Raw genomic sequence first — 26,500 nt, forward strand, 5'->3', positions numbered from 1 at the left:
CGCATGCGTGCCATCATCCTCGCAGCGGGCCTCGGCCTGCGTCTTCAGCAACCGCCGCAAGCTCAGTTCCCGAAGTGTCTGTTGCAGTTCGACGGCATGAGCCTGCTCGAGCGGCATCTGCACATGCTCGAAACCGCCGGCGTGACGGATGTCGTCCTGGCGCTCGGCTTCCAGCCGGAGTCGGTGCAGGGGGAACTGGAGCGCATCAACTGGCCGCATAAGGTCGAGACCGTGCTGAACACGCGTTACGATCTGGGCAGCGTGCTGACGGTGCACACGGTGGCCGATGCGTTGACGCGCGGTGGCGACGTGCTGCTGATGGACGCCGACGTGCTGTACGACGAGCGCATCCTGAACGCGCTCGTCGCGGGTGAGACGGTCAACCGGCTGTTGATCGACCGTGATTTCGAAGCCGGCGACGAACCCGTCAAGCTGTGTCTGAAAGACGGCGTGCCGGTCGAACTGCGCAAGCAGCTCGCCGTGAATCTCGACTACGACACGATCGGCGAGTCGGTCGGCTTCTTCCGCTTCCGCCAGGAAACCGCGCGGCGTTTCGCGGAGATCGTTGCCGGCTACGTGGACAGCGGCCGGGCCAACCTGCCGCACGAAGAAGCCGTGCGCGATCTGCTGTTGGAACGCACGCAGGTGTTCGACACCGCCGACGTGACCGGCGCTCCGTGGATCGAAATCGACTTTCCGAACGACGTTGCGCGCGCAAGCACTGAGATCCTGCCGCAACTGCAACCGCTGGTCAGCGCGTCGCGTTAAGTCTTCTCCCGCGTCTTCGGTGACTGAAGGCGGAACGCAAAAAGAGCCGGCTCGATGCCGGCTCTTTGCCGTTTACGGCTCGCACAACAACATCTGTTGCCGATGCGATGCCATAATCGACGCTTTACACCGACGGCCTTGCAACCCGTCGTCATGCCAATGCCTCTCGCTTTAGGCACCTTCATTGTTCCGCTGATCGTCGCGTGTGCGATGTTCATGGAAAACGTGGACGGCACGGTCATCGTGACGTCGCTGCCCGTTCTGGCGCGCGATCTCGGCCAGGATCCCATCACCCTCAAGCTGGCCGTCACGGCGTATGTGATCGGTCTCGGCGTGTTCATTCCCATCTGCGGCTGGGTGGCCGACCGCTTCGGTTCACGCACGGTGTTTCGCACGGCGATCGGCATTTTCATGGCCGGCTCGCTGATGTGCGCGGCCTCCACGTCGCTCGGCATGTTCGTGATCGCGCGCTTCGTGCAGGGCATTGGTGGCGCGATGATGGTGCCGGTGGGGCGCATCATCATCTTCCGTTCGGTGCCGAAATCGGACTTCATCCGCGCAGTCAATTATCTAACCGTGCCGGCCTTGCTCGGACCGGTGGTCGGGCCGCCGCTCGGCGGTTTCATCACGACCTATCTGCATTGGCGTTTGATCTTCGTCGTCAATATTCCCATCGGGCTGCTGGGCATCTGGCTGGCCAACAAATACATCGCCAACGTGCGCGAAGCGCACCCCGGACGGCTCGACTGGACCGGCTTCATCCTGTCCGCGAGCGGCGCGTCGCTCTTCATGATGGGGCTCTCGCTGGTGGGCGGCGAACTCGTGTCCAACACGGTGTCGGTCAGCATGTGCGTGATCGGCGTGGTGCTGATCGTGCTCTATGTGCTGTACGCCAGTCGCGTCGAATTGCCGGTGCTCGACTTGCGCCTGCTGCGCATTCCGAGTTTTCACGCGAGCGTGGTGGGCGGCTCGCTCTTTCGTATCGGTCTCGGCGCGGTGCCGTTTCTGTTGCCGCTCGCGTTGCAGGAAGGTCTCGGCATGACGGCGTTCAAGTCGGGGTCGATCACCTGCGCATCCGCCTTCGGGTCGATCTTCATGAAGGCGGCGGCGTCGCGCATACTCGAACGTTTCGGTTTCCGCACTGTGCTGATGTTCAACGCGGTTTGCGCGGGTCTCGCCATCGCGGTCTACGGGCTGTTCTTTCCGGGCACCCCGCACTGGTTGATCTGGTGCGTCGTGCTGTTCGGCGGCTTCTTTCCGTCGCTGCAATTCACCTCGTTGAACACGCTCGCGTATGCGGATATTCCGAGTCGCGACGTAGGCCGTGCAACGAGTGTTGCGAGCGTGATCCAGCAGATTTCGTTAGGGCTCGGCGTGACGATCGCGGGTATCGTGCTGCAGATTTCGCACAACGTGCAGGGCCATTCGAGCATCGTGTTCTCCGATTTCTGGCCGGCGTTTATCGTGGTCGGACTGTTTTCGTTCCTGTCGATTCCGATCACCGCGCGCCTGCCGCAGGGCGCCGGCGACGAGATCGCGCGCGGCAGCCGGGGCCGCGCGTAACGCCGAATTTTGCGTGCCGCAGCATCCGTACTAAGGATTTTCGCGGCTTCGCAAAGAGGCGGCTTGCATGTTATAAGCCCAAGGCAGCTCTCGTTCTCGTCAGGTGAAAGAGTCGTCTTTGGGGGATAGTCAATGAGGTTGTTCCGCAACGCCAAATCGTCCGCCAGCGGATTCGCGCTGGTCGCACTCGTTTCCATTTCAAGCGGGTTTCTCGACGCTACGCCCGCTGTCGCGAAGACCGCGGCTAAGGGCCAGCCGGCCATTCTCACGGCCTCCGCCATCGCGGTCGCGGACAAGTACAGCGCCGACGCCGCCGAACAGATCTTCAAGGAAGGCGGCAATGCGGTCGACGCGGCCGTCGCGATTGCCTTCACGCTTGCCGTGACGTATCCGGAAGCGGGCAACATCGGCGGCGGCGGGTTCATGACGCTGTATGTCGACGGCAAGCCGTACTTCCTCGACTATCGCGAACGCGCACCGCTCGCCGCGACCAAGAACATGTATCTCGACGACAAGGGCGAGGTCATCAAGGGCATGAGCCTGTTCGGCTATCGGGCAGTGGGCGTGCCGGGCACCGTGGACGGCATGTGGCAGGCGCAGCGCCGTTTCGGCAAGCTCAAGTGGAAGCAGGTGCTCGCACCGGCCATTCACTATGCGACCGATGGCTTCGAGGTCAGCCAGCAACTGCAGGAACGCCGCGACGCGTCTGCGAAAGACTTCGCCGGCAAGACCAATTTCGACACGTACTTCGGCAATCTGAAGCAGGGCGTCAACTTCAAGCAACCGGATCTCGCCGCCGTGCTGCAGCGTATTTCGGATCAGGGCGCGAAAGACTTCTATCAGGGCAAGACGGCCGACCTGATCGCGGCGTCCATGCGCGGGCATGGTCTGATTACCAAGGCCGACCTGCAGCAGTACAAGGCCGTCTGGCGTCAACCGATCCAGGCCGACTGGAACGGCTACCGCGTGTACACCGCGCCGCCGCCGAGCTCGGGTGGTATCGGCCTCGTGCAGTTGCTGAAGATGAAGGCCGACATCGCGCCTGACTTCAAGGACGTCACGCTCAATTCCGCGCAATACGTGCATCTGATCGCTGAAATCGAGAAGCGGGTCTTCGCGGACCGCGCGCAGTATCTCGGCGATCCGGACTTCTACAAGGTACCGATCGCGCAATTGACCGACGACGCGTATCTCGCCAAACGCGCCGCCGAGGTCAATCCGAACACCCCGTCGGACACGAAGAGCGTGCAACCGGGTCTCGGCACCACCATGCCGGAGAAAGCCGAAACCACGCACTTCTCGGTGATCGACAAGTGGGGTAACGCGGTGTCGAATACCTACACCATCAACGGTTATTTCGGTTCGGGCGTGGTGGCGGATCGCACCGGCATCGTGCTGAACGACGAGATGGACGACTTCTCCGCGAAGCCGGGCGTGGCGAATATGTTCGGCGTGGTGGGCAGCGACGCGAATTCGATCGAACCGAAGAAGCGTCCGCTGTCGTCGATGAGCCCGACCATTCTGACCAAAGACGGCAAGGTGTCGCTGGTGATCGGCACGCCGGGCGGCTCGCGCATCTTCACGTCGATCTTCCAGGTGATCAACAACATCTACGACTTCAACATGCCGTTGCAGGACGCAGTGGCTGCGATGCGTTTCCATCATCAGCTGTTGCCGCCGAACACGATCTTCTGGGAGCCGTACAAGCCGATCGAGGGCGAACTCGCCCAGCAGATCGAAGCCAAGGGTTACACGCTGAAGGGGCAGGATTTCAGCGGCGACATTCAGGCGATCAAGGTGAACGGCGATACGCCCGAAGCGGCAGCCGACCCGCGCGGCCGTGGTGTGACGCGGGTGATTCCGTAAGTGTCTGAATGACGCCAGGCGGTGCGGATTCGTTGACGCGGACGCACCGCGGGTCGTAGCCAGAAGGCCTCGTGCTCGATTGAGCGCGAGGCCTTTTTTGTACGCACCCGAAACGAACGCGCGACGACACTCATTGCAAACCGCTCACTCAACTCGTCTGCTCGACCGGCGTCAACTTCAATTCGAGCCGCTGCGTGCCGCGCAATACCGTCACGTTCACCGGTTTATCGATCCGCGACGCGTCGAGCGCGCGCTGCAGACTATCCACGTCCTGCACGGCGAGTGAGTCGATCGCGACGACCGTGTCGTCGGTACGCAAACCGCCCAGCGAAGCCGGGCTGCCTTTGACGATTTCCATCACGTAGACGCCGCTTTCCGAGCTCAGGCCGAAATAGCGCTGCACGCGCCGCGCGAGCGGCTTCGTGGTGCCGGCCACGCCGATATAAGCGCGCCGGACACGGCCACGCGTGAAGATCTGCATGATGACCCACTTGGCGGTATCGATCGCCGTGGCGAAACAGATGGCCTGTGCGCCGGGAATGATCGCCGTATTCACGCCGATCACCTGACCGGCGGAATTGATCAGCGGACCGCCGGAATTGCCGGGATTCAGCGCGGCGTCGGTCTGGATCACGTCATAGATCATGCGGCCGGAGTTCGAGCGCAGCGAACGGCCGAGCGCCGACACCACGCCGGTCGTGACGGTTTGCGCGAGCCCGAGCGGATTGCCTACCGCAATCGCAATCTGGCCGACGCGCAGCTTGGACGATTCGCCGAGTTCGACATGCGGCAACGGCTCCGGCGAGCCGATCCGCAACACGGCGAGATCGCTGCCCGGATCGTCGCCGACCAGATCGGCGTCGAATTTCGTGCCGTCGGCCAGCGTGATCTGGATGTGCGTGGCGCCGTGCACGACGTGGCTATTGGTGAGCAGATAGCCGTCGGGCGTGAACAGAAAGCCTGAGCCGGTGCCGCCGCGCGCGCCGCGCTCGCGTCCGTGTCCGTGCACGGACGTCTCGTTAGGCAGCCTGCGTTCGACGGAAATGAAGGCGACCGCCTGCTGCACGCGTTCCAGCGCGCCGATCACGGTGCGGGAATAGGCGTCGAGCAGGGCGTCGTCGGATAAGGGATTGAGTGGATTCGGCCCGGGGGCGTCGGATGCGGCGCGCGACAGGCCATCGATGAAGCGTGGGCGGCTTCCCATGGCGATGCTCCGGATAAACGGGTACGCAGATGCGGGGCGTCGCCAACGTTTTCAAGTCCATGCAGCAGGCGCCGCCGGAGGAGGCCGCAAAAGTCGCTATCATGGATGACGACAAGGTGAGCCGGCCGCGCATGCTCCGCAATCGTGCCTAACGTGCCAATACGTGCCGATAAGTGCGCAGGCACCCACCGGGCGCCGAACTGCGGTCGCGGCGGTAACACGGCTGACACCTCGCGCTTCGATAATCGAACGCGTTCGCGTCGGACTTCTCGCCGCGCGCTTAACCATTTCCGTTGCCAGGAGAGCCGCAATGAAAGAGCTGGATCCGAGACCTGAAGCCGAAGTGCTCGCCGAGCGGCAACGCCGTTTCGAGGAAGACCTCATCGACGCGTACGACGAAGAGCTCGAAATGGAAGTCGACGACCGCATTATCGACGGCGCGGAAGGCTTCACGGCCGAGCATCGCGAAGCCCGCAAGATGTACTTCCGCGAGTTGTTCCGTCTGCAGGGCGAACTCGTCAAACTGCAGGACTGGATCGTGCAGACCGGCCACCGCCTCGTGGTGATTTTCGAAGGACGCGATGCGGCCGGCAAGGGCGGCGCGATCAAACGCATCACGCAGCGCCTCAATCCGCGCGTGTGCCGCGTGGCCGCGCTGCCCGCGCCGAATAACCGTGAACGCACGCAGTGGTATTTCCAGCGCTACGTTTCGCATCTGCCGGCAGGCGGCGAAATGGTGCTGTTCGATCGTAGCTGGTACAACCGCGCGGGCGTTGAACGTGTGATGAATTTTTGCAGCGACGAAGAATACGAAGAGTTCTTCCGCTCGGTGCCGGAATTCGAAAAGATGCTGGCGCGCAGCGGCGTGCAGATTCTCAAATACTGGTTTTCGATTACCGACGAAGAGCAGGAAATCCGCTTCCAGAACCGCATTCACGATCCGCTGAAGCAGTGGAAACTGAGTCCGATGGATCTGGAAAGCCGCCGTCGCTGGGAAGCCTATACACAGGCGAAAGAAGTGATGCTGCAGCGCTCGCACATTCCCGAGGCGCCGTGGTGGGTCGTGCAGGCGGTCGACAAGAAGCGTGCGCGCCTGAACTGCATTCATCATCTGCTGAGCCAGATGCCCTATCACGAGGTTGAACATCCCGCGATCGAGCTGCCGGCGCGTGTTCATAACGACGAATACAGCCGCCAGCCGGTGCCGGCGTCCATGATCGTGCCTGAGCTTTACTAAGCACCCGGCGACCGGGCGCTTTGCGGCGCTCGGCACAAAGAAAAAGCGCGGCCTGTGAGCCGCGCTTTTTCGTTCAGCCTCGCCGATCCCGCGAACCTGATCGCGGACCGGCGGCTTCTTGAGAAACGTTCTTTAGAACACCATCCGGAACACCCAATACAAACCCGCGGCGAGTGCGATCGACACCGGCAGCGTCAGCACCCACGCGAGGATCAGGCTACGCACCGTGCCCCATTGCAGGCCCGAGCCGTTAGCCGCCATCGTGCCCGCCACACCGGACGACAACACGTGCGTCGTCGACACCGGCAGGCCGTACATGTCGGCCGCGCCGATCGTCAGCATCGCGACGACTTCCGCCGACGCGCCCTGTCCATACGTCAGATGCTGCTTGCCGATCTTCTCGCCGACCGTCACCACAATGCGCTTCCAGCCGACCATCGTGCCGAGACCCAGCGCAATCGCCACCGCGACCTTCACCCACGTCGGAATGAACTTGGTGGCGTGATCGGTTTGCGCCTTGAAGTTGTCGATGGCCTTGGCGTCTTCCGGCGCGAACGCCGGTTGCTTGGCCTTCTCCATCAGTCGAATGGCTTCGGACGCCACGTACATGTTGTTGCGCACGTTGTCGACGATGCCCTGCGGCACGGCGCCCATCGAGCCCGATTCTCCCACTTGGTGGGCGATCTGCTCCGTCAGTTGCTGCAAGGCCGGCAAGGTGGCTGGCGCCAACTGACGGGTGCGGACATAGGCTTCGACGTCGCCACGCGGGTTGGTCGACGGTGCGGCGCCTTGTGTGTATTTGCCGAGCGTCACCGACGCATGTTGCGCGACCGCCAGATACGTTTGCGTTTCCGCCGGCGTGACCGCCTTGTTCAGCGCATACGCGGTCGGCACCGTGCCGATCAGGATCAGCATGATGAGGCCCATGCCTTTCTGACCGTCGTTCGAACCATGTGCGAACGACACGCCCGTGCAGGTCAGAATCAGCAGGCTGCGAATCCAGAACGGCGGCGGTTCCTTGCCCTTCGGCTCGGCATACAGCGCGGGAATCCGCACCACGGCTTTCAGAACCAGCAGCAGCAACGCCGACGCGAGAAAGCCCACAAGCGGCGAAAACAGCAGCGACTTGCCGACGCCGAGCGCCTGGTTCCAGTCCACGCTGCTCGTGCCGTTCGCGCCGTGCATCAGCTGATTCATCAGACCTACGCCGATGATCGAGCCGATCAGCGTGTGCGAGCTCGACGACGGCAGTCCGAAATACCAGGTGCCGAGGTTCCAGATGATGGCGGCGATCAGCAGCGCGAAGACCATCGCGAAACCGGCGCTGCTGCCCACCTGCAAGATCAGTTCGACAGGCAGCAGTTGGAGCACACCGAACGCGACCGCGCCGGTCGAGGTCAGCACGCCGAGGAAATTCCACGTTCCCGACCACACCACCGCCAGGTTCGGTGCGAGCGAATGCGTGTAGATCACCGTGGCGACCGCATTGGCGGTGTCATGGAAGCCGTTGACGAATTCGAAGCCGAGCGCGATCAGCAGCGCCACGCCGAGCAGCAGGTACGGTAGAACCGAGCTCTCGCGGACCGGTTGCAGATCGTCCACCAGATGCATGGCGCAGTAAGCGGCGCCGATGGCGATAACCGCGAAGAAGATGAGGAGGCTGAGATTGCGGCCTTTAGCAGCGGTGCCTGGTTGCGGATACGAAAGTTCCGGCATGACTTGTGCCCCAAGAGTTTTGTCGCGGAACTGCCGATCCTGCGGGGCATGTGTGTCGTAATGATGACAATGACATGACGCCCCGGCGGAACCCGAGTCGCGCGGGAAGGCACGCGGGTAAAGGCCGCGGGCCGTTTCAACAAAAAATTGAGTGAAAGCTGGCGGACATGGATCGTCAGATGTCCGAAAACAACTGCATGTTGTTTGCATGCATGTCACGCGGGTCGCGGGCGCGGGCTTGATGCGTTCGCGCGAGCGGCGACACGTATGTTGAAGATAGTCGGTGATAGGCCGTCGCGCTATCGAACGCGGTAAAAATATCTTCGGGTCTGGCGTAAGGGTCGCGCACTTTTTCCCGACCTTGGCTGTGGCGAACGCACGCGCTCAACCCCGCTGGGCGCTTTTTTTGCTACGCTCCAGAGAGGAACGGAAAAGGGGCGCCAATGAACGGAGAGCACCGGAAAATGGACAAACACGCCGCCGACAGTGAGCCGGGCGGCGCGGAACCGTCGGCGCAAGCCGCCTTCACGGCCTACGCCGAACCGCTCGTCGACGAAGCGATCGAGGAGGGCAAAGCGGTTCGCGAAGGCGCCTCGCCCGAAACGCTGCACAAGTTTCGCGTGTCGCTGCGGCGTCTGCGTTCCCTGTGGTGGGCTTTCCAGCCCTTGCTCGAAAAAGGCGAGAACACGCGGCAACGCGCGCTATACAAGTACCTGGCCACGGCGGCCGGCAAGACGCGTGACTGGGACATCCTGAACGAGTTGCTGAGCCGCAAGGGTAGCGGCGCGAGCGACCTTGCGCCCAAGCTTCGGGAAGCACGCGACGAGGCCTTGGCCACGAGCCGGGAAACGCTCTCGAACGCGGACGTCAAGCATTTGCTGCGCGAGGCGCTGAGCAGCGCCGCCAGGGAATTGAACACCGGGCCGGAGCGCGTGCCGCTGCAGGAATTCGCCAATCAACGCGTGGCGGCGTCGGAACGCGCCTTGAAGAAGCGCATGAAGCACGCGCGCCGGGCGAAGCGCGCCAACTACACCGCCTTTCACGATGTCAGAAAGGAAGGCAAGAAACTGCGCTATCTGCTGGAGTTTTTTGCGCCGGTGCTGAGCGGCGGCCATAAGCGCACGCTCAAGCGTTTGAAACAGATTCAGAAACGCTTCGGGACGCTAAACGATATCGTCGCCAGCGAAATGCTGCTGCGTGACAATGCCGCGTTGCTGGCCGATGCCGGCGACACCGACGCGGCGCTTCACTGGCTGAAGAAAGAGCGCAAACGGCGGATGCGGTCGGCGGCCAGTCTGCTGCGCAATCACTGAGCGGACTATCGCGCCGGTTACGTGCTTTGACTGCGGCGCGGCGCGAAACCGCGCAGCGTGATCGCGCCGCGAGTTTCGTCATGCAGGGTGGGCGTGTCGCGGATGTCGCGGAAGTTGCCGCGCGTGCCGTTGATCGCGTCGTCGGGCGGCGGCGGTCGTTTGCCGGTGGTCACTGCGTCGGCCGCCCCGAGCGGCTCGACGGGAAAACCGCGCCGTTGCCACGCGTCCAGCCCACCTCTCAACGCGCGAATCCGCGTATAGCCGCCCAACCGCATGCGCTGCGTGATCTCCACCGCAGTCGCGCTATCCGGGCAAATGCAGTAAATCACCCTGTCGTACGTGCGAAGTGCGAAGTCGATCTGCTCGGTCGAATGCGGATCGAGTGCGAGCGCGCCGGGAATCGTGCGCTGCGTATCGAGCGCGAGCGCCTGCGGGCGCGCGTCGAGCACCTTGGGCGGCACGATTCGTCGCCAGCCGCGCGGCGCGTTTTGCGCTGTCTCGGCCGAAGCCGCCTGCGCGAATCGCCGACGCTCACGCCGCCGTTGATGCATCCGGTAAAGCAGATAGACGAGCGCGGCGCCCAGCAGAATATCGATCACCGTACCGCCGCGCGCTTTCACCAGGTCGAGCAGCATGTGCAACTGCCGTTCCGCCGCAGCGCCGCCGAGCAGCCAGAAGTTGGCCCACGCGAGCACGCCCACCAGATCCCAGGCCGCATAGATACGCGTGTCGACGGCTGTCGTGCCCATCAGCGGTGGGGTAATTAGCGCGAGGCCGGGGACGAACTTCGAGATCGACACGAGCGGTACGCCGAAGCGTTCGAATAGCGAGCGCGCTTTGTCCACTTTGGAATCGATTGCGGGCGAGAGCCGGCCGAGCGCGGCCATCAGCTTGCGGCCATACAGACGGCCGGCGGCGAACCACGTGGCGTCGCCGATCAGCGCGCCGAGCACCGCGGCGCACAGGATCGGCCAGAACGACAGCGTGCCGGCGGCGATCGCGGACCCGGCGAAAAGCAGCACGGGCACTGCGGGAATCGGCACCCCCAGGCGCGTCAACAGGACGTTGATGAACACGAACGCGCCACCCCAGGTTGCAATCGCCGAAGACGGAAACTCTACCAATTGAGCCGCTCCTGTTATGACGTTTGGGCCGGCTTGAAGCGGCCTTCGTTAGTGTGCCTGCAAAGTACGTTCCCGGCGGGCATGATTGCCGGCATGGGTGTTTCGCGCGGGCGGCCATCGCGTCCCACCTTGCTGAGCATACTCGATGAGTTCCACGCCAGGGCCGATGCCGGTCCGCTTGTCGATCCGCTCGACAGCACGCTGCAATTTCGTTCAAGACCGCTCGCCGCCCGCGCGCCTATTCTGCCTGCTCGTTTCAACGCATCCACGACGAGGACGGCACCATGAATTCGCGGCATCTCGGATACCTCTTTTGCGCACTGGCGATGCTCGGCGTCGGCAGTACGGTGGTAGTCAGCAAATCGATCGCGGCCGGCTTGCCGCCGTTCAGCGCGACCGCGCTGCGCTTCGCGATCGCGTTTCCGCTGTTCGTGCTGGTCATGCGCTGGCGCGGCGTGCGCTGGCCGCGCCTGGATCGCCACGACACGTTGCTTGTGATCGCCCAGGCCGGCGCGGGCAGCGTCGGCTATACGGTGTTGCTGATTAGCGGCATGAAACTCGCGTCGGCCGCGGATGCCGGTGTGATTGCCGGCACCTTGCCCGCGGTGTCGGCGGCCGTGGCGATGCTCGCGCTCGGCGAGCGCCCGGCGCCGGCGTTGATCGGCGCGATTCTGCTGGCCACAACGGGCGTGCTGGTGTGTACCGTCCATCCCGACGATTTCACCGCGCCGCATGCGGCGAGTTCGCTGATGGGGAATGCGCTGGTGTTCGCGGCAATCGTCTGCGAGGCGCTTTTCATTCTGCTCAACCGGAAGCTGCATCAGCCGGTCGCGCCGCTGCCGCTGTCGGCGTTGATGTGCGGGATTGGTTTCGCCGTCGCGATCGTGCCTGCCTGCTTCGAGAAACCGTGGGCACTTCAGGTCGATGTCCACGCGCTGGCCGGCGTGCTGTACTACGCGCTGGTGCCGACGGTGGCCGGTTTCGTGCTCTGGTATGCGGGCGCGGCGCGGATCAGCGGTGCGGAGGCCGGATTAATGACCGCGCTGGTGCCGGTCAGCGCGGTGGCACTGGCTGCGCTCGTGTTGCGCGAACCGGTGAGTGCGGCGCAACTGACGGGCGTGGCGTGCGTGCTCGGCGCGGTGTTGCTCGCCACCGTGGGCCGGATGGGCGCCGCGCGGAGTACGGCGTGAAGCACGGCGCAAAGCCGGTTTAAAGCGCGGCGTAAGGCACGAAACGAAGTACGAAACGAAGCACGGCATGAAGCACGCCATGATCGTGGCCGCCCATCCCATTACGAATCAGGTATTCGCCACGGCCACCACGCCCGGATTCCCCACGATCGACAGAAACTCGCGGCGGGTCGACGGATCGGAGCGGAACGTACCCAGCATGCGCGAAGTGACCATCGTCACGCCGGCCTTGTGGACGCCGCGCGTGGACATGCATTGGTGAGCCGCTTCAAGAATCACGCCGACGCCCGCCGGTTGCAGCACTTCATTCAACGTGTCGGCGATCTGCACCGTCATCTTTTCCTGAATCTGCAGGCGCTTGGCGAACGCATCGACGAGACGCGCCAGTTTCGAAATGCCGACCACCCGATGCTGAGGCAGATACGCCACGTGCGCGCGCCCGATGATAGGCACCATGTGGTGCTCGCAATAGCTTTCGAAACGGATGTCTTTCAGCACGATCATTTCGTCGTAGCCGTCCACTTCGGAGAAGGTGCGGGCGAGGATCTCGCGCGGATCGACCTGATAGCCCGCATAGAACTCCTCGTACGAGCGCACCACGCGCGCCGGTGTGTCGATCAGGCCTTCGCGCGCCGGATCGTCGCCGGCCCAACGCAGCAGCACGCGAACGGCCGCTTCGGCTTCTTCGCGGCTCGGGCGGTCCGCGTTCGCCGCGGGTTGGATTTTTTCTGACTTGCTGCTGGTCATGCGGTGTTCCTCCGGGAGCGCGCGTGGCCGCTGCTGCTGGCGCGTGGGGTCAATGAGTGCGGCCATTGTTCCATGTTTTATGCCATTTCGTGCCGATCACCCTATCGCTGTCGGGGCGCGGGCGACTACTTTGGCCATTCGTCCATGGCATCGTTGAAGAGTCCGGCGACCACACCGCGCAACCAGCTCGCGCGCGGATCGTTATGAAACTTGCGATGCCAGTGCTGCCGCAGATCGAAACGCGGCAACGGCAGCGGCGGTTCGACCAGCGTGATCGACGCATGCTCCGACACGTACGCGAAACCGATCGCATGCGGCACGGTCGCCAGCAGATCGGTCCGCGCGAGGATGAACGGCAGGCTCATGAAATGCGGCGTTTCGAGCACGGCGCGCCGCCTGATGCGTTTTTTCTCCAGGAATTGCTCCAGCACTTCCTGGCTGCGTCCTTCGGCGCGGACCACGGCGTGGCCCGCCGCCACGAACTGCGCGAGGGTAAGCGGCGCCTTCGCCAAGGGATGGCCGGCGCGCATCAGGCAGATGAAGCGATGCGTGAAGAGCCGTTGCTGGAAGAAGTTGTTGCCTGCGAGGTCCGGGAAATAGCCGACCGCCAGGTCGACGTCGCCCGATTCGAGCCCGCGTTCCACATTCGACGGCGACAGCGTCACCGAGCGCAGATTCGCGAACGGCGCGCGTTCGGCGAAGAGTTGCAGCAGGCGCGGCAGAAAGACGATCTCGCCGACGTCGGAAAGCGCGATCGAAAAAGTGTGCGTGCTGGTGTCCGGATCGAAATCCTGGACGTCGAGCATGCCTTTCTCGATTCGCAGCAAGGCGTCGCGCGCGGCCGGCAGGATGGCGAGCGCGCGCGGCGTCGGTTCCATGCCTTTGGACGTGCGCACGAACAGTGGATCGTCGAAGTATTCGCGCAGCCTTCCTAGCGCGGTACTGACGCGCGGCTGACTCACGCCGAGCTGGTCGGCGGCGCGGCTGACGTTGCGCGTGTCTTCCATCGCGACTAGAAAGGGGATCAGGTTCAGATCCAGGTTTGTCTCGGACATGCTTGGTCGGGCCCGCTGCGAGCGGTGCGGAGGAGGGATTATTTGCCTATCGGTATAGAGGGTAGTCCAAAAATCTCACCTGAGGATAGTGCGACCGGCTTTGTTGCAGACCAGAACCGTGAATCAGCGGGATTGCCCTGCCTTGACAATGCGGCCAAAGCGCAACGATAATTGCCATAACGTTCGCTAAACGAATCCATGTTCATATAACGAACAAATCGACGGTGAACACACCGGCAAGGCGGCAGCCCAGCGGCACGCAGCGTTCCCAAAGGAAATTCGACATGATCAACAAGATTTTCGAGTCACTTGAATCGGCCGTCGCCGACGTCCACGACGGCGCGACCGTCATGATCGGCGGCTTCGGCACGGCCGGCATGCCGTCGGAGCTGATCGACGCACTGATCGAACAGGGCGCGCGCGAGCTGACCATCGTCAACAACAACGCGGGCAATGGCGACATCGGCCTCGCCGCATTGCTCAAAGCCAAACGCGTGCGCAAGATCATCTGCTCGTTTCCGCGTCAGACCGATTCATATGTGTTCGACGCGCTGTATCGCGCTGGCGAGATCGAACTCGAACTGGTGCCGCAAGGTAATCTCGCGGAACGGATTCGCGCGGCCGGTGCGGGCATTGGCGGCTTTTTCACGCCGACCGCTTACGGCACGCGCCTTGCCGAAGGCAAGGAAACCCGTCTGATCGACGGCAAGCATTACGTGCTGGAGTCGCCGCTGCATGCGGATTTCGCGCTCATCAAGGCGTACAAGGGCGACCGCTGGGGCAACCTCACCTACCGCAAGACGGCGCGCAATTTCGGCCCGATCATGGCCAGCGCGGCGAAAACCGCGATCGTGCAGGTGTCGCACGTGGTGCCGCTCGGCGAACTCGATCCGGAAGTGATCGTCACGCCCGGCATCTTCGTGCAACGCGTGATTGAAGTGCCGCAAGCGGTGGGTCAAACCACCGCCGCCACCGCCGCCTGACCCGGAGACCGACATGAAAAAACTGACTCGCGATGAAATGGCCAAGCGCGTTGCGCTGGATATCCCCGAAGGCGCTTACGTGAACCTCGGGATCGGCGTGCCCACGCTGGTGGCCAACCATCTCGCCGCCGACAAGGAAATTTTCCTGCACAGCGAAAACGGCCTGCTCGGCATGGGCCCGGCGCCCGCCAAAGGCGACGAAGACGACGAACTGATCAACGCCGGCAAGCAGCACGTCACGCTGCTCACGGGCGGCGCGTACTTTCACCACGCCGATTCGTTCGCGATGATGCGTGGCGGCCATCTGGACTTCTGCGTGCTCGGCGCGTTCCAGGTGTCGGCCAAGGGCGATCTGGCGAACTGGCACACCGGCGCACCGGACGCGATCCCGGCCGTGGGCGGCGCGATGGATCTGGCGATCGGCGCGAAGCAGGTGTACGTGATGATGGAACACCTCACGAAGCAGGGCGAGAGCAAGATCGCCGCCGAATGTACGTATCCGGTCACGGGTATCGCATGTGTGGACCGTATCTATACGGACCTCGCGATGATCGACGTGACGGATCAAGGCCTCGTGGTGCGCGAGATTTTCTCGGACATCGATTTCGACGCGCTGCACAAGCTGACCGGCGTGCCGCTGATCGACGGGACGCAGGCGGCACAAACGGCACAAGCGGCGCGGGCGGGTTAAGCTTCATTCCGATCCCCCGAACCCGACGCCATCATGTTCGACTCCAGCGCCCGTCTGACCGGCCTTCTCTGCGGCACGCAGCCGATGAACGACCTCTGGGCGCCGCGCGCCACGCTGCAACGCATGCTCGACGTCGAAGCGGCGCTGGCGCGTGCGTCGTCCGCGCACCAGGTGATTCCCGCAGCGGCGGTGTCCGCGATCGAAGCCGCCTGCCACGCCGATCAACTCGACGCCGACGCCTTGGCGCGTGACGCCGCGCTCGGCGGCAATCTCGCGATTCCGCTCGTCAAGCAACTCACCGCGCGCGTCAAAGCCGCCGACGCCGAAGCGTCGAAATATGTGCATTGGGGCGCAACGAGTCAGGACATTATCGACACGGCGACGGTGCTGCAATTGCGCGACACCTTCGCTCTGCTCGACCAGGGTTTGCAGGCCACGTGCAACGCGGTGGCGACACTCGCGGCCACGCATCGCGCAACGCCGATGATCGGCCGCACCTGGTTGCAGCAGGCGCTGCCCATCACACTAGGCCTGAAATTCGCGCAATGGCTCGACGCGTTGCTGCGGCATCGCGACCGGCTCGACGCATTGCGTGCTCGCGTGCTCGTGCTGCAATTCGGCGGCGCGGCCGGCACGTTGGCGAGTCTGCGCGACGCCGCGCCTCACGTCACCCAAGCGCTCGCGCAAGACCTCGGCCTCGCCGTGCCCACCTTGCCGTGGCATACGCAGCGCGACCGCATCGCCGAAACGGCGGCGTTCTTCGGCATGCTGATCGGCACGCTCGGCAAGATCGCGCGCGACGTCTCGCTGCACATGCAAACCGAAATCGACGAACTGGCCGAACCGGCCGCGGCGGGCAAGGGCGGGTCGTCGACCATGCCGCACAAGCGCAACCCGGTCGGCTGCGCCGCCGTGCTGACGGCCGCGACCCGCGCGCCGGGACTGGTCGCCACCGTGTTCGCCGGCATGGTCCAGGAACACGAACGCGCGCTCGGCGGCTGGCAAGCGGAATGGGACGCGCTGCCGGACCTCGCGCGCCTCGCGGGCGGCGCGCTCGCCCATATCGAACAGATCGCCGCCGGGCTGAACGTGAACGTGCCGCGCCTCGCCGCGAATCTCGACATCACGCGTGGCCTGATTCTCGGCGAAGCGGTGATGCTCGCGCTCGGCGACAGCATCGGCCGGCTCGACGCGCATCATCTGGTTGAGCGCGCATCGAAAGCCGCGATTCGCGACGGACAAACCCTCTTCGACGTGCTCGCCGCCGATCCGGCTGTCACCGAACATCTACCGATCGAGCGGCTGAAGCTGTTGCTCGATCCCGCACACTACGTCGGCCAGGCCCACACTTATGTGGACGCCGTGCTGGCGCTTCACACCACGCGCGCGCAGCGCGCCCCATCTAGGGAGTAACCGGCATGCCTTACGCCGCAGTCAACGGCACCGAGCTTCACTATCGAATCGACGGCGACCGTCACGGCAGCGCGCCGTGGATCGTGCTGTCGAATTCGCTCGGCAGCGATCTGTCCATGTGGACGCCGCAGGTCGCGGCGCTGTCCCGGCAGTTTCGCGTGCTGCGCTACGACACGCGCGGCCATGGACACTCCGAAGCGCCGAAGGGGCCGTACACGATCGACCAATTGACCGGCGACGTGCTCGGCCTGATGGACACGCTGAAGATCGCTCGCGCGCATTTTTGCGGACTGTCGATGGGCGGCCTGACCGGTGTCGCATTGGCCGCGCGCCACGCGGAACGGTTCGAGCGCGTCGTGCTGTGCAATACGGCGGCGCGCATCGGCTCGCCGGAAGTGTGGGTGCCGCGTGCCGCGAGAGCGCGCAACGAAGGCATGTCCGCGCTCGCCGACGCGGTCTTGCCACGCTGGTTCACGGCGGAGTACATCGCGCGCGAGCCGGTGGTGCTTGCCATGATCCGCGACGTCTTCGTGCACACCGACAAGGAAGGCTACGCCTCCAATTGCGATGCGATCGACGCGACCGATCTGCGCCCCGAAACCGCCGGCATCAAACTGCCGACGCTGGTGATCAGCGGCACGCACGATCTTGCCGCCACGCCGGCGCAAGGCCGCGAGTTGGCGGCGTCGATTCCGGGTGCGCGTTACGTCGAACTGGACGCCTCGCATATTTCCAACATCGAGCAGGTCGACACGTTCACGAAGACCGTGCTCGACTTTCTGACGGAGGCGAAATGAACGACGAAGATCGCTACGAAGCGGGACTCGATGTGCGCCGCGCGGTGCTGGGCAGCGCGCATGTCGACCGGTCGCTGGCGAACCGCACGGAGCTGACGGAAGAATTCCAGAACCTGATCACGCGCTACGCGTGGGGCGAAATCTGGACGCGCGACGGCTTGCCGCGTCATACGCGCAGCTTGCTGACCATCGCGATGATGGTGGCGCTCAATCGCGGCGAAGAACTGGCGTTGCATTTGCGCGCTGCGAAGAACAATGGCGTGACACGCGAGCAGATTAAAGAAGTGCTGTTGCAAACCGCGATTTATTGCGGCGTGCCGGCGGCGAATTCGGCGTTCCATCTCGCCGATAAACTGTTCCGCGAAGACGATGCGGCGGCTGCGCCTTAACGTTGTCACGCTGTCACAGCTGTCACGCTGTGAAGCAACGAAACGCGCGCCGGTCAAACGGCGCGCGTTTTTTTATGCGGCGCCGCGTTCGCGCTCGTTCGGCGCGGCAGAGGCCGTGGTGGCCGCTGCTGGAGTCACCGCGCTCGCCGGCAATTCCAAACGCACCGCGCGCAACACCGTGTCTTTGATCACGTTGCGCCAATGCGCGAGCGCCGTCTTGTCCATTAGCGGTTCGCCGAGGAACGCGCCCAACGTGTACTGGTTGGCGTTATAAAAATAGCCGAGCGACGCAATCATCAGATACACGTCGCGCGCTGCGACGTCGGCGCGAAACACCTGTTGCGCCTTGCCCGCATCCAGTAACTGCTGCACGACAGAAATCGCGTAGCCGGAAATCTCTTTCAGCTTGAGCGACTTCTTCGCATGCTTGCCTTGATGCAGATTCTCGCTCGACAGTAGCGTGACGAACTCGGGATGATCGAGGTAATACTGCCAGACGAATTCCACCATCTGTTCGAGACCGTGCGCGGGATCGTCCAGATCGAGATGGAGTTGGCTTTCCGCCTCGTTGAACTGCGTGTAGATCGTTTCCAGCACCTCGACGAACAACTGTTCCTTGCTGCCGAAGTAGTAGTAGATCATGCGGTCGTGCGAGCGCGCAGCCTTCGAAATACTCTCGATCCGGCCACTCGCATAGCCTTGCTTCGCGAAGACCTTGATGGCCGCCTTGAGAATCTTGGCGCGCGTATCTTGCGCCTGCTTCGCACGGATGCCGGTAGCGCCCGGCTTGCGGGCGGCAGTGGAACTCATGGCGGTCTCGGCTCTCTTTGTTGGCGTCACGTTGAGCGGCATGCTACACCCGATGTCGCGTTGCACCATTGAAGTGAACGCCGGGAAACACGTTGCGCAGACTAATTTGATCGAGTAGATTTCTAACGACTTTGGTGTAGCGGATACTACACGAATGGTGAGTGACCGCAACATGGAAAGCGGCGAAGCACGCGAAAACGCCTTGAAACAAGGGCTATTCGTCAGCCGGAGCAGGACCGATTGTAATGTCGTCGTATGGAAACCCCGCCATGACAGAACATACGAAGGTCGATTTCGGTGCCGAGCGCGTCGACGGTGACATCGCCTCGACGCCTGGTCCCACCGTGCTCGAAAAAGCCGCGCCGCGCAGCGAGCGCATGGCGACGAACAAGATCGAGTGCAATGCCTGCCCGGTGCTTTGCCAGATATCCGAAGGCCGCACCGGCGCGTGCGATCGCTATGCGAATGCGCAGGGAAGGTTGATTCGCGTCGATCCCGTGGTGTTTCTGTCGCGTGCGAATGCCGCCGATACCACGATCGAATTTGGTGCAACGTCTTCCACGCAAGATCCGGTTTCCGACCAGCCGTTGTTTGTCACGGGTATTGGTGCATCCTCCACGTATCCCGACTACAAGCCCGCGCCGTTTATCGTCGCGTCGAAACTCGACGACGTCGATATGATCACCGTTGTCTCGGAAGGGATTTTCAGCTACTGCAGCTTCAAGGTGAAGATCGACACCGACCGCTTTCTCGGCCCTGAACAATCGAATGTGCGTTGCCAGGGCGAGATCGTCGGCCACGTCACGACCGCGGAGTACGGCTCGCAAATGCTGAGCCTCGGTGGCGTGCATCATCTGACCGGCGGCAGCAAGAAAGAAGGCCGCGTGACCTGCGATACGATGCTCGCGCTCGGCAACAAGCAAGCCGTGGAGTTCACGATCGACGGCGGCGCGAGTCTGGTGATTCGTGCGGGTGCCGCGCCGATCGTGGACGGTGTCGAAGAACAGCGCATGCGGGTGGGGTGCGGTTCGGCCACCATCGGCATCTTTGCGAAACAATGGTTCGGTCACGTCGATGAAGTGGTCGTGGTGGACGATCACATTACCGGTGTATTGACGGAACATCAGGCGGGCCGTTGTCTCGGCATGGCGCGTTCGGGTCTGAAGATTCGCGGACGTAAATCGACGCCGGGCCGTTATTTTCAGGTGGCGAATCCCGGCACCGGTTGGGGCGGCACCGACATTCACGATCCGCTGGCGATTGTCGAAGGTTTCGATCCGACCGTCGCGAAGCCGGGCATGCGCCTGCTGATGGTGTCGACGACCGGCGAACACGCGCAGTGGTATGAACTGGATCACGAACTCGTGCCGCGTATCGCGCCAATGCCGGACGCCGTGCGCCGCACGGTCGAACGGATTGGCGAGAATTGCGAGCCGTCGCTCGCCAGCGTGCTGTTTCTCGGCGGCGCGGGCGGCAGTTTGCGCGCGGGCGCGACCGAGAACCCGGTGCTGCTCACGCGCGCGATCAAACAGAAGCTCGTCAACGTGACCTGCGGCGGCGCGCCGGCTTATGTGTGGCCGGGTGGCGGCATCACTGTCATGGTGGATGTCGCGCGTATGCCGGACCATTCGTTCGGTACGGTGCCGACGCCCGCGCTCGTTGCGCCGATCGAGTTCACCATGACGTATGACGCCTATCGTGATCTTGGCGGCCATCTCGACGCGGTGCGTTCGCTGGAGAGCGTGCTGGCGAATGGGCCGGATCATACGGAGGGCGCGCCGCTTGCGCGCCGTACGCTGGCGCGCAATCCTGACAATCCGTGGCCGCCGGCCATGCCGCCGATGCTCGGTTAACCGGTTACCCGGCTCACGTGACGAACGCAATGAACCCCACTCGCACCCCGCTCGATGCGACCCGCTGGCACTGGCAGCACGGGCCGATCGATCTGATCCTCGACGCCGATGGCGAACCCGCGGCGCTGCGAGCCGCTTATGACGCCTGCTGGGCGCGCTTTGTCGATGTATTAGCGGAACTGGTGGGCGAGTTGCCGCTGCTTCGGCAGCCGGTGCGGCATCAAGCGTCGCCAGGCGATAGCGGACTGAAAGGGCCGATTGCTCGCCACATGTGGTCCGCGTGTCATCCGCATCGCGCGCGCTACATCACGCCGATGGCGGCCGTGGCCGGCAGCGTCGCCGACGAATTGATCGCCGCTTTCGCACGCAAGGGGATCTCACGCGCGTATATCAACAACGGCGGCGACATCGCGCTGTATTTGACCGAAGGACAGCAATACCGCATCGGCGTGTTCGCGGACCTCGCGCGGTTCTCCGGCGCAAGACTCTCGACCGGTCACTCACTCGACGCCGGCCTGACGCTCGACGCCACCCAGCCGATTCGCGGCATCGCGACCAGCGGCTGGCGCGGCCGCAGTTTCAGCCTCGGCATTGCCGACAGCGTGACCGTGCTCGCGCGCGACGCCGCCACGGCCGACGCCGCCGCGACGATCATCGCCAACGCCGTGAATCTCGACCATGCAGGTATCGTGCGTCGTCCGGCATCGTCGTTGAAAGACGATAGCGATCTCGGCGACCTGCTCGTCACCGTCGACGTCCCCGCATTACCGCAACCGTTGATCGATTTCGCGCTGGCACGTGGCGTCGACACCGCGCGGCGTCTGCGCGAACAAGGCCTGATAGAGGGCGCCGCACTGTTCCTGCAAGGACGGGTGCGCGTCGCCGGACTTCACGAGGACACCCGTACCGGCGCGCTGCTCACCCAGCGCGCTCCAATGAACAAGGAGGCTCCGTGTTCGAAATACGCCGCGTGCTGACGCACGTCGAAGACATCTTTCACGAATTCGGCCCTGCGCCCGCGCAGCCGCTCAGACGCGGCGCGATTGCCGCGGTGATGACGAACCCATTTGCCGGCCGTTACGAAGCGAAAATCGAGCACGCCATGGAAGCGCTCAAGCCGATCGGCTTCGATATGGCGCAACGCTTGCTCGCGGCGATGGCGGTGCCGCATGCGTCGATCGAGAGCTACGGCAAGGGCGCGATTGTCGGCGCACGCGGCGAACTCGAACATGGCGCGCTTTGGCATGTTCCCGGCGGCTATGCGATGCGCGAGCTGCTGGAGAAAAACGGCGTGCCGACTCATGCAATCGTGCCGTCCACCAAGAAAGTCGGCGCACCGTCCACCGCGCTCGACGTGCCGCTCACGCACGTCAACGCGAGCTATGTGCGCAGCCACTTCGACGCGATCGAAGTGCGGGTGCCGGGTGCGCCTGCCGCCGACGAACTGGTGTACATCCTCGTGATGAGTACCGGGCAGCGCGTGCATGCGCGCGTTGGCGGTCTCGCGAAAGAGGCGATCGTGGGCGAGGACGGTTTGCGCTGACGAACGCGCGCGTCGAGCGAATTGCGCCGAATCGACAAGACCGCACCCGGCGCATCCGCAAGAAAAAGCCAAGCAGGCATCGAAACTCGGAGAGCGAAATGGCAATCAAGCTTCGCAAGCTGGTCGTGCAGGTGGACGAAACACGCATTGAAATGGGCCAGACGATCGATCCGCCCACGCGCCGCGCGGTCGCCATCGCGGTGATCGACAATCCGTACGCGGGTCGCTACGAGGCCAAACTCGACGCGTTGATCGAAGCCGGCGAAGAACTCGGCGCGTTGCTCGGCAACAAGTGCGTCGAAGCGCTGGGCATTGCACCGGGCGATGCGCAGAGTTACGGCAAAGCCGCGATCGTCGGCGAGGCGGGTGAACTGGAACATGCCGCGGCGATCCTGCACCCCAAGCTTGGCGCGCCGCTACGGGTAGCGGTCGAAAAGGGCGCGGCGCTGGTGCCGTCGGCGAAGAAAATGGGCACGCTCGGCACCGCGATCGACGTGCCGCTCGGCCATAAAGACGCCGCCTTCGTGCGCAGCCATTTCGACGCGATCGAAGCGCGCGTCTCGGACGCGCCGCGCGCGCACGAGATCGTCGTGGCAGTCGCGGTGACGGCCTCGGGCCGGCCGCTGCCGCGCATCGGCGGCTTGCAGGCGAGCGAGATCAAGGGCGAAGACGGTTTGCGCTGAGTTAGCATTCGGTTATTTGCCGAGGGTCGCGATGCTTTCGAATTTGCTGGTACAGCTGGTCAATGGACTCGCCGACGCGTCGACGCTGTTTCTCGTCGCCGCCGGTTTGTCGTTGATCTTCGGCGTGACGCGCATCGTCAACTTTGCGCACGGCTCGTTCTATATGTTCGGCATTTATGTCGCGTATAGCATGGCGAGCCGTTTCGGCCATACCACCGGAGGCTTCTGGCTGTCCGTGCTGGCGGCCGCGCTGGTGGTCGCGGTGCTCGGCGCGCTGGTCGAAATGATCGTGTTGCGGCGTATCTATCAGGCGCCTGAACTGTTCCATCTGCTGGCCACGTTCGCGCTGGTGCTGATCTTTCGCGACGCCGCGTTGTGGCTGTGGGGCCCGGAAGATCTGTTCGGGCCGCGTGCGCCGCATCTGGCGGGCGCGGTCGAATTCCTCGGCCACCCGCTGCCGACCTACGACATCGCATTGATCGTGATCGGACCGGTGGTGTTGCTGCTGCTGTGGTACGCGTTGACGCGCACGCGTTGGGGCACGCTGGTGCGTGCCGCGACCCAGGACCGCGAAATGCTCGGCGCGCTCGGCATCAATCAGGCGTGGCTGTTTACCGGCGTGTTTTTCGTCGGCGCGTTTCTGGCCGGTTTGGGCGGCGCGCTGCAAGGGCCGCGCATGTCAGCGAACCTGTCGCTGGATCTGGAGACCATCGGCAACGCGTTCGTGGTGGTGGTGGTCGGCGGCATGGGCTCGATTCCGGGCGCGTTCGTCGCCGCGTTGATCATCGCGGAGATCAAGGCGCTGTGTATCGGCATTGGGCACGTGACGATTTTCGGCGTCGGCGTGTCGTTGAGCCGCTTCACGCTGGTCGCCGAGTTTGTCGTGATGGCGGTAGTGCTGGTGGTGCGGCCGTGGGGCTTGCTGGGTCGTGCAACGGCCGCGGTGCGTGGGATGGCCGCGCCGGAATCGCCGCTGCGTCCGGCGGGCAAACGTCTCAAATGGCTGGCCGCGCTTGCGTTGCTGGTCCTCGTGCTGGCGCCGCTCGCGGCGAACGCTTTCCCCTATATGCCGGTGCTGCTGGTCGAGATTCTGATCGCCGTGCTGTTCGCCACGAGCCTGCATTTCATCATGGGACCCGGCGGTATGCACTCGTTCGGCCATGCCGCTTACTTCGGACTCGGCGCATACGGCGCGGCGCTGTTCCTCAAGGTGCTGAATCTGCCGATGGAAGCCGCGCTGCTGCTCGGCCCGCTGCTTGCGGTGGGCGGCGCATTGGTGTTCGGCTGGTTCTGCGTGCGCCTCTCCGGCGTCTATCTCGCGATGCTGACGCTCGCGTTCGCGCAGATCGTCTGGTCGGTCGTGTTCCAATGGGACGATGTAACCGGCGGCAGCAACGGCGTTCTCGGCTTATGGCCGTCGAACTGGCTGTCGTCGCCGGTGGCGTTTTATTACCTGACGCTGGTGTGCGCCGTGATCGGCGTGTGGCTGTTGCGCAAGATGCTGTTTTCGCCGCTCGGCTACGCGATGCGCGCGTCGCGCGATTCCGTGCTGCGCGCCGAGGCAATCGGCATCGACGTCAAGCGCGTGCAGTGGGCGGCGTTCGTGATCGCTTCGCTGTTCTGCGGGCTGGCCGGTTCGCTTTATGCCTTCTCCAAAGGGACGATCTCGCCGGAAGTGATCAGTGTAAGCCGCTCGGTGGATGGCCTCGTGATGGTGCTGCTCGGCGGCTTGCAGACGCTGACCGGCCCGATTGTCGGCGCGGCGGTCTTCACGTGGCTGCAGGACACCGTCGCGCGGCAGACCGATTATTGGCAGGCGCTGCTGGGCCTCGCGATCCTGCTGCTGGTGATTGCGTTTCCGCAAGGGATCGTCGGCTTTATCCGCGAGCGTTTCGGCGACGACACCGTCGACCACGCCGACAGCCGCGCCGTCGAATCTTCGCAACGCACGGCAGCGATCAAGGAGGGGCTATGAGCTTGCTGCGCGTCGCCGGCCTCTGTAAATCGTTCGGCGGTCTGAAGGCCGTGGACGACGTCTCCTTCGATCTCGAAGCCGGCCAACTGCTGGCCCTGCTCGGCCCGAACGGCGCCGGCAAATCCACCTGTTTCAACATGGTCAACGGTCAGTTGGCGCCTTCGTCCGGCTCGATCCGGCTCAATGGTCAGGAACTCGTCGGCATGCGTCCGCGCGATATCTGGCGTCTGGGCGTTGGCCGCACGTTTCAGATCGCGGCGACCTTCAATTCGATGACGGTGCTGGAAAACGTGCAGATGGCGCTGGTCTCGCGCGAGCGCAAGACCTTCGGCCTGTGGAAGCCCGCGAGCGCACGCTATGCCGACGAAGCGCTCGCGCTGCTCGACCAGGTCGGCATGGCTGCCGACGCGCAGCGCGCTTGCGGCGTGCTCGCGTATGGCGACGTGAAGCGCGTCGAACTCGCCATTGCGCTCGCGAACCGCCCCAAGTTGCTGCTAATGGACGAACCCACCGCCGGCATGGCGCCGAAGGAGCGCAACGAGTTGATGGCACTGACCAAGCGTCTCGTCACCGAACACCAGATCGGCGTGCTATTCACCGAGCACAGCATGGACGTGGTGTTCGCCTACGCCGACCGCATGATCGTGCTGGCGCGTGGCAAGCTGATCGCCGAGGGCGACGCCGACACGATCCGCAACGACACGCGCGTGCAGGAAGTCTATTTCGGCACCGGCAAAACGTTCCAGCCGCGCGCGCCCTTGCATGAAACGGCGGGCGGTCAGCCAGGACGAGGAGCGCTGCAATGAGCGAGCCGATGCTGAAAGTCTCCGGCCTCAACGCGTTCTATGGCCGCGCGCATATTCTGTTCGACGTCGGTATCGAAGTCGGTCGAGGTGAAGTCGTCGCGCTGATGGGCCGCAACGGCGCCGGCAAATCGACCACGATGAAAGCGGTCATGGGACTACTGCCGCGCCGCCAGGGTGAGGTCACGTTTCGCGGACAGAACATCAGCGCGTTGCCGTCGTACAAGATTGCTCGCATGGGGATGGGCTTCGTTCCCGAAGACCGTCGCGTGTTCGCCGATCTGACGGTGATGGAGAACCTGGCCACCGGCCGTCAGCCGCCGCGCGAAGGCGCGCCGCAATGGACGCCGGAGAAACTGTTTCGCCTGTTTCCCAATCTGGGTGAAATGCCGCGCCGCCCAGGCGGCCAGATGAGCGGCGGCGAGCAGCAGATGCTGACCGTATCGCGCACACTGATGGGCAATCCGTATCTGGTCTTGCTCGACGAGCCGTCCGAAGGCGTCGCGCCGGTGATCGTCGAACAGATGGCGAACATGATTCTCGAACTCAAGCGCGAAGGCCTGTCGATTCTATTGTCCGAACAGAACCTGCATTTCGCTGAACTGGTGAGCGACCGCGCTTATGTGCTCGAAAAAGGGCAGATCCGGTTTAGCGGCACGATCGGCGAACTCGCGCGGAACGAAACCGTGAGGCGCGCGTATCTGAGTGTGTGATGCGTGAATGTGTGATTCCAGCGGCGCGGCGAACGGCCTAGGTAACAGCACGTCAGGTACGTTC

Annotated in this window: 24 protein-coding genes; 18 read left to right on the forward strand and 6 right to left on the reverse strand. The window is 63.7% G+C overall.

Annotation, left to right across the window (positions count from 1 at the left end):
* Positions 1-3 precede the first annotated feature (3 nt).
* The 3 genes from B0G83_RS02155 (at position 4) to ggt (ending at position 4,197) form a co-directional block, all read left to right on the forward strand.
* Positions 4-768 (forward strand): NTP transferase domain-containing protein, encoded by a 765-nt coding sequence (locus B0G83_RS02155; protein ID WP_105505774.1) that lies wholly within the window; start codon positions 4-6, stop codon positions 766-768.
* A 159-nt stretch (positions 769-927) separates the two neighbouring features.
* Positions 928-2,331, forward strand: coding sequence for an MFS transporter (locus B0G83_RS02160; RefSeq protein WP_105505775.1), 1,404 nt, complete (start codon positions 928-930; stop codon positions 2,329-2,331).
* Positions 2,332-2,463: 132 nt separating this feature from the next.
* Complete coding sequence (ggt, locus tag B0G83_RS02165; protein ID WP_105505776.1) at positions 2,464-4,197, forward strand: gamma-glutamyltransferase; 1,734 nt, start codon at positions 2,464-2,466, stop codon at positions 4,195-4,197.
* Between the two features lie 148 nt (positions 4,198-4,345).
* On the opposite strand, the gene B0G83_RS02170 is transcribed toward ggt, so the two are convergent.
* Positions 4,346-5,401, reverse strand: coding sequence for a S1C family serine protease (locus tag B0G83_RS02170; protein WP_105505777.1), 1,056 nt, complete (start codon positions 5,399-5,401; stop codon positions 4,346-4,348).
* Between the two features lie 310 nt (positions 5,402-5,711).
* Here B0G83_RS02170 and ppk2 point away from each other — a divergent pair, with 310 nt between their 5' ends.
* Positions 5,712-6,638: a polyphosphate kinase 2 gene (gene ppk2 / locus B0G83_RS02175; RefSeq protein ID WP_105505778.1), complete on the forward strand. Its 927-nt coding sequence runs from the start codon at positions 5,712-5,714 to the stop codon at positions 6,636-6,638.
* A gap of 132 nt (positions 6,639-6,770) precedes the next feature.
* Here the strand turns inward: ppk2 and B0G83_RS02180 are convergent, their stop codons facing one another.
* Positions 6,771-8,354 (reverse strand): inorganic phosphate transporter, encoded by a 1,584-nt coding sequence (locus B0G83_RS02180; RefSeq protein WP_105505779.1) that lies wholly within the window; start codon positions 8,352-8,354, stop codon positions 6,771-6,773.
* A gap of 443 nt (positions 8,355-8,797) precedes the next feature.
* Here B0G83_RS02180 and B0G83_RS02185 point away from each other — a divergent pair, with 443 nt between their 5' ends.
* A complete protein-coding gene (locus B0G83_RS02185; protein WP_105505780.1) occupies positions 8,798-9,667 on the forward strand; it encodes a CHAD domain-containing protein in 870 nt (289 codons plus the stop codon).
* A 17-nt stretch (positions 9,668-9,684) separates the two neighbouring features.
* On the opposite strand, the gene B0G83_RS02190 is transcribed toward B0G83_RS02185, so the two are convergent.
* Entirely contained in the window at positions 9,685-10,791 is a 1,107-nt protein-coding gene (locus B0G83_RS02190; RefSeq protein ID WP_105505781.1) for a VTT domain-containing protein, read from the reverse strand.
* Positions 10,792-11,075: 284 nt separating this feature from the next.
* Between B0G83_RS02190 and B0G83_RS02195 the strand changes: the two genes are divergently transcribed.
* Positions 11,076-11,981: a DMT family transporter gene (locus B0G83_RS02195; RefSeq protein ID WP_105505782.1), complete on the forward strand. Its 906-nt coding sequence runs from the start codon at positions 11,076-11,078 to the stop codon at positions 11,979-11,981.
* 108 nt (positions 11,982-12,089) lie between these two features.
* Here B0G83_RS02195 and folE read toward each other — a convergent pair whose 3' ends face one another.
* Together folE and B0G83_RS02205 are read right to left on the reverse strand one after the other, a co-directional pair.
* Complete coding sequence (gene folE, locus B0G83_RS02200) at positions 12,090-12,728, reverse strand: GTP cyclohydrolase I FolE (protein WP_105506544.1); 639 nt, start codon at positions 12,726-12,728, stop codon at positions 12,090-12,092.
* Positions 12,729-12,853: 125 nt separating this feature from the next.
* A complete protein-coding gene (locus B0G83_RS02205; protein ID WP_105505783.1) occupies positions 12,854-13,783 on the reverse strand; it encodes a LysR family transcriptional regulator in 930 nt (309 codons plus the stop codon).
* Positions 13,784-14,067: 284 nt separating this feature from the next.
* Here B0G83_RS02205 and B0G83_RS02210 point away from each other — a divergent pair, with 284 nt between their 5' ends.
* The 5 genes from B0G83_RS02210 to pcaC are packed head-to-tail and all read left to right on the forward strand — an operon-like array spanning position 14,068 to position 18,056.
* Positions 14,068-14,766, forward strand: a complete 699-nt coding sequence (locus B0G83_RS02210) for a 3-oxoacid CoA-transferase subunit A (protein ID WP_105505784.1) — start codon at positions 14,068-14,070, stop codon at positions 14,764-14,766.
* A gap of 13 nt (positions 14,767-14,779) precedes the next feature.
* Complete coding sequence (locus B0G83_RS02215; RefSeq protein ID WP_105505785.1) at positions 14,780-15,457, forward strand: 3-oxoacid CoA-transferase subunit B; 678 nt, start codon at positions 14,780-14,782, stop codon at positions 15,455-15,457.
* Positions 15,458-15,490: 33 nt separating this feature from the next.
* Positions 15,491-16,870: a 3-carboxy-cis,cis-muconate cycloisomerase gene (locus B0G83_RS02220; RefSeq protein ID WP_105505786.1), complete on the forward strand. Its 1,380-nt coding sequence runs from the start codon at positions 15,491-15,493 to the stop codon at positions 16,868-16,870.
* 5 nt (positions 16,871-16,875) lie between these two features.
* On the forward strand, positions 16,876-17,667 hold the full coding sequence (gene pcaD, locus B0G83_RS02225; RefSeq protein WP_105505787.1) for a 3-oxoadipate enol-lactonase: 792 nt from the start codon (positions 16,876-16,878) through the stop codon (positions 17,665-17,667).
* Positions 17,664-18,056, forward strand: a complete 393-nt coding sequence (pcaC, locus tag B0G83_RS02230) for a 4-carboxymuconolactone decarboxylase (RefSeq protein ID WP_105505788.1) — start codon at positions 17,664-17,666, stop codon at positions 18,054-18,056. Before pcaD ends, pcaC begins: the two co-directional genes overlap by 4 nt.
* A 72-nt stretch (positions 18,057-18,128) precedes the next feature.
* Here pcaC and B0G83_RS02235 read toward each other — a convergent pair whose 3' ends face one another.
* Positions 18,129-18,866, reverse strand: coding sequence for a TetR/AcrR family transcriptional regulator (locus B0G83_RS02235; RefSeq protein ID WP_105506545.1), 738 nt, complete (start codon positions 18,864-18,866; stop codon positions 18,129-18,131).
* A gap of 269 nt (positions 18,867-19,135) precedes the next feature.
* On the opposite strand from B0G83_RS02235, the gene B0G83_RS02240 reads away from it, so the two are divergent.
* The 7 genes from B0G83_RS02240 to B0G83_RS02270 all read left to right on the forward strand — a co-directional run bounded on the left by B0G83_RS02240 (position 19,136) and on the right by B0G83_RS02270 (position 26,436).
* Positions 19,136-20,719, forward strand: coding sequence for a 6-hydroxynicotinate reductase (locus B0G83_RS02240; protein WP_105505789.1), 1,584 nt, complete (start codon positions 19,136-19,138; stop codon positions 20,717-20,719).
* 29 nt (positions 20,720-20,748) lie between these two features.
* Positions 20,749-21,696, forward strand: coding sequence for a UPF0280 family protein (locus tag B0G83_RS02245; RefSeq protein ID WP_105505790.1), 948 nt, complete (start codon positions 20,749-20,751; stop codon positions 21,694-21,696).
* Positions 21,672-22,262, forward strand: coding sequence for an amino acid synthesis family protein (locus B0G83_RS02250; protein ID WP_105505791.1), 591 nt, complete (start codon positions 21,672-21,674; stop codon positions 22,260-22,262). The genes B0G83_RS02245 and B0G83_RS02250 overlap by 25 nt, the downstream gene beginning before the upstream one ends.
* Before the next feature lie 98 nt (positions 22,263-22,360).
* The gene (locus B0G83_RS02255) at positions 22,361-22,945 is read left to right on the forward strand and encodes an amino acid synthesis family protein (RefSeq protein WP_035559452.1); all 585 of its coding nucleotides are present in this window, start codon (positions 22,361-22,363) and stop codon (positions 22,943-22,945) included.
* 31 nt (positions 22,946-22,976) lie between these two features.
* A complete protein-coding gene (locus B0G83_RS02260) occupies positions 22,977-24,920 on the forward strand; it encodes an ABC transporter permease (RefSeq protein ID WP_105505792.1) in 1,944 nt (647 codons plus the stop codon).
* A complete protein-coding gene (locus tag B0G83_RS02265; protein ID WP_105505793.1) occupies positions 24,917-25,726 on the forward strand; it encodes an ABC transporter ATP-binding protein in 810 nt (269 codons plus the stop codon). Before B0G83_RS02260 ends, B0G83_RS02265 begins: the two co-directional genes overlap by 4 nt.
* Complete coding sequence (locus B0G83_RS02270) at positions 25,723-26,436, forward strand: ABC transporter ATP-binding protein (protein WP_105505794.1); 714 nt, start codon at positions 25,723-25,725, stop codon at positions 26,434-26,436. Before B0G83_RS02265 ends, B0G83_RS02270 begins: the two co-directional genes overlap by 4 nt.
* The last annotated feature ends 64 nt before the right edge of the window (positions 26,437-26,500 follow it).

This window comes from Paraburkholderia sp. BL21I4N1 (genome assembly GCF_002973525.1).
In the GTDB taxonomy this organism is placed as follows: domain Bacteria; phylum Pseudomonadota; class Gammaproteobacteria; order Burkholderiales; family Burkholderiaceae; genus Paraburkholderia.

Coding starts and splice junctions, on each gene's coding strand:
- B0G83_RS02265 (WP_105505793.1), top strand. CDS start 24,917: ATGAGCTTGCTGCGCGTCGCCGGCCTCTGTAAATCGTTCGGCGGTCTG.
- B0G83_RS02160 (WP_105505775.1), top strand. CDS start 928: ATGCCTCTCGCTTTAGGCACCTTCATTGTTCCGCTGATCGTCGCGTGT.
- B0G83_RS02215 (WP_105505785.1), top strand. CDS start 14,780: ATGAAAAAACTGACTCGCGATGAAATGGCCAAGCGCGTTGCGCTGGAT.
- B0G83_RS02220 (WP_105505786.1), top strand. CDS start 15,491: ATGTTCGACTCCAGCGCCCGTCTGACCGGCCTTCTCTGCGGCACGCAG.
- ppk2 (WP_105505778.1), top strand. CDS start 5,712: ATGAAAGAGCTGGATCCGAGACCTGAAGCCGAAGTGCTCGCCGAGCGG.
- B0G83_RS02205 (WP_105505783.1), bottom strand. CDS start 13,783: ATGTCCGAGACAAACCTGGATCTGAACCTGATCCCCTTTCTAGTCGCG.
- pcaD (WP_105505787.1), top strand. CDS start 16,876: ATGCCTTACGCCGCAGTCAACGGCACCGAGCTTCACTATCGAATCGAC.
- ggt (WP_105505776.1), top strand. CDS start 2,464: ATGAGGTTGTTCCGCAACGCCAAATCGTCCGCCAGCGGATTCGCGCTG.
- B0G83_RS02170 (WP_105505777.1), bottom strand. CDS start 5,401: ATGGGAAGCCGCCCACGCTTCATCGATGGCCTGTCGCGCGCCGCATCC.
- folE (WP_105506544.1), bottom strand. CDS start 12,728: ATGACCAGCAGCAAGTCAGAAAAAATCCAACCCGCGGCGAACGCGGAC.
- B0G83_RS02180 (WP_105505779.1), bottom strand. CDS start 8,354: ATGCCGGAACTTTCGTATCCGCAACCAGGCACCGCTGCTAAAGGCCGC.
- B0G83_RS02240 (WP_105505789.1), top strand. CDS start 19,136: ATGACAGAACATACGAAGGTCGATTTCGGTGCCGAGCGCGTCGACGGT.
- pcaC (WP_105505788.1), top strand. CDS start 17,664: ATGAACGACGAAGATCGCTACGAAGCGGGACTCGATGTGCGCCGCGCG.
- B0G83_RS02235 (WP_105506545.1), bottom strand. CDS start 18,866: ATGAGTTCCACTGCCGCCCGCAAGCCGGGCGCTACCGGCATCCGTGCG.
- B0G83_RS02255 (WP_035559452.1), top strand. CDS start 22,361: ATGGCAATCAAGCTTCGCAAGCTGGTCGTGCAGGTGGACGAAACACGC.
- B0G83_RS02260 (WP_105505792.1), top strand. CDS start 22,977: ATGCTTTCGAATTTGCTGGTACAGCTGGTCAATGGACTCGCCGACGCG.
- B0G83_RS02155 (WP_105505774.1), top strand. CDS start 4: ATGCGTGCCATCATCCTCGCAGCGGGCCTCGGCCTGCGTCTTCAGCAA.
- B0G83_RS02210 (WP_105505784.1), top strand. CDS start 14,068: ATGATCAACAAGATTTTCGAGTCACTTGAATCGGCCGTCGCCGACGTC.
- B0G83_RS02185 (WP_105505780.1), top strand. CDS start 8,798: ATGAACGGAGAGCACCGGAAAATGGACAAACACGCCGCCGACAGTGAG.
- B0G83_RS02245 (WP_105505790.1), top strand. CDS start 20,749: ATGAACCCCACTCGCACCCCGCTCGATGCGACCCGCTGGCACTGGCAG.
- B0G83_RS02270 (WP_105505794.1), top strand. CDS start 25,723: ATGAGCGAGCCGATGCTGAAAGTCTCCGGCCTCAACGCGTTCTATGGC.
- B0G83_RS02195 (WP_105505782.1), top strand. CDS start 11,076: ATGAATTCGCGGCATCTCGGATACCTCTTTTGCGCACTGGCGATGCTC.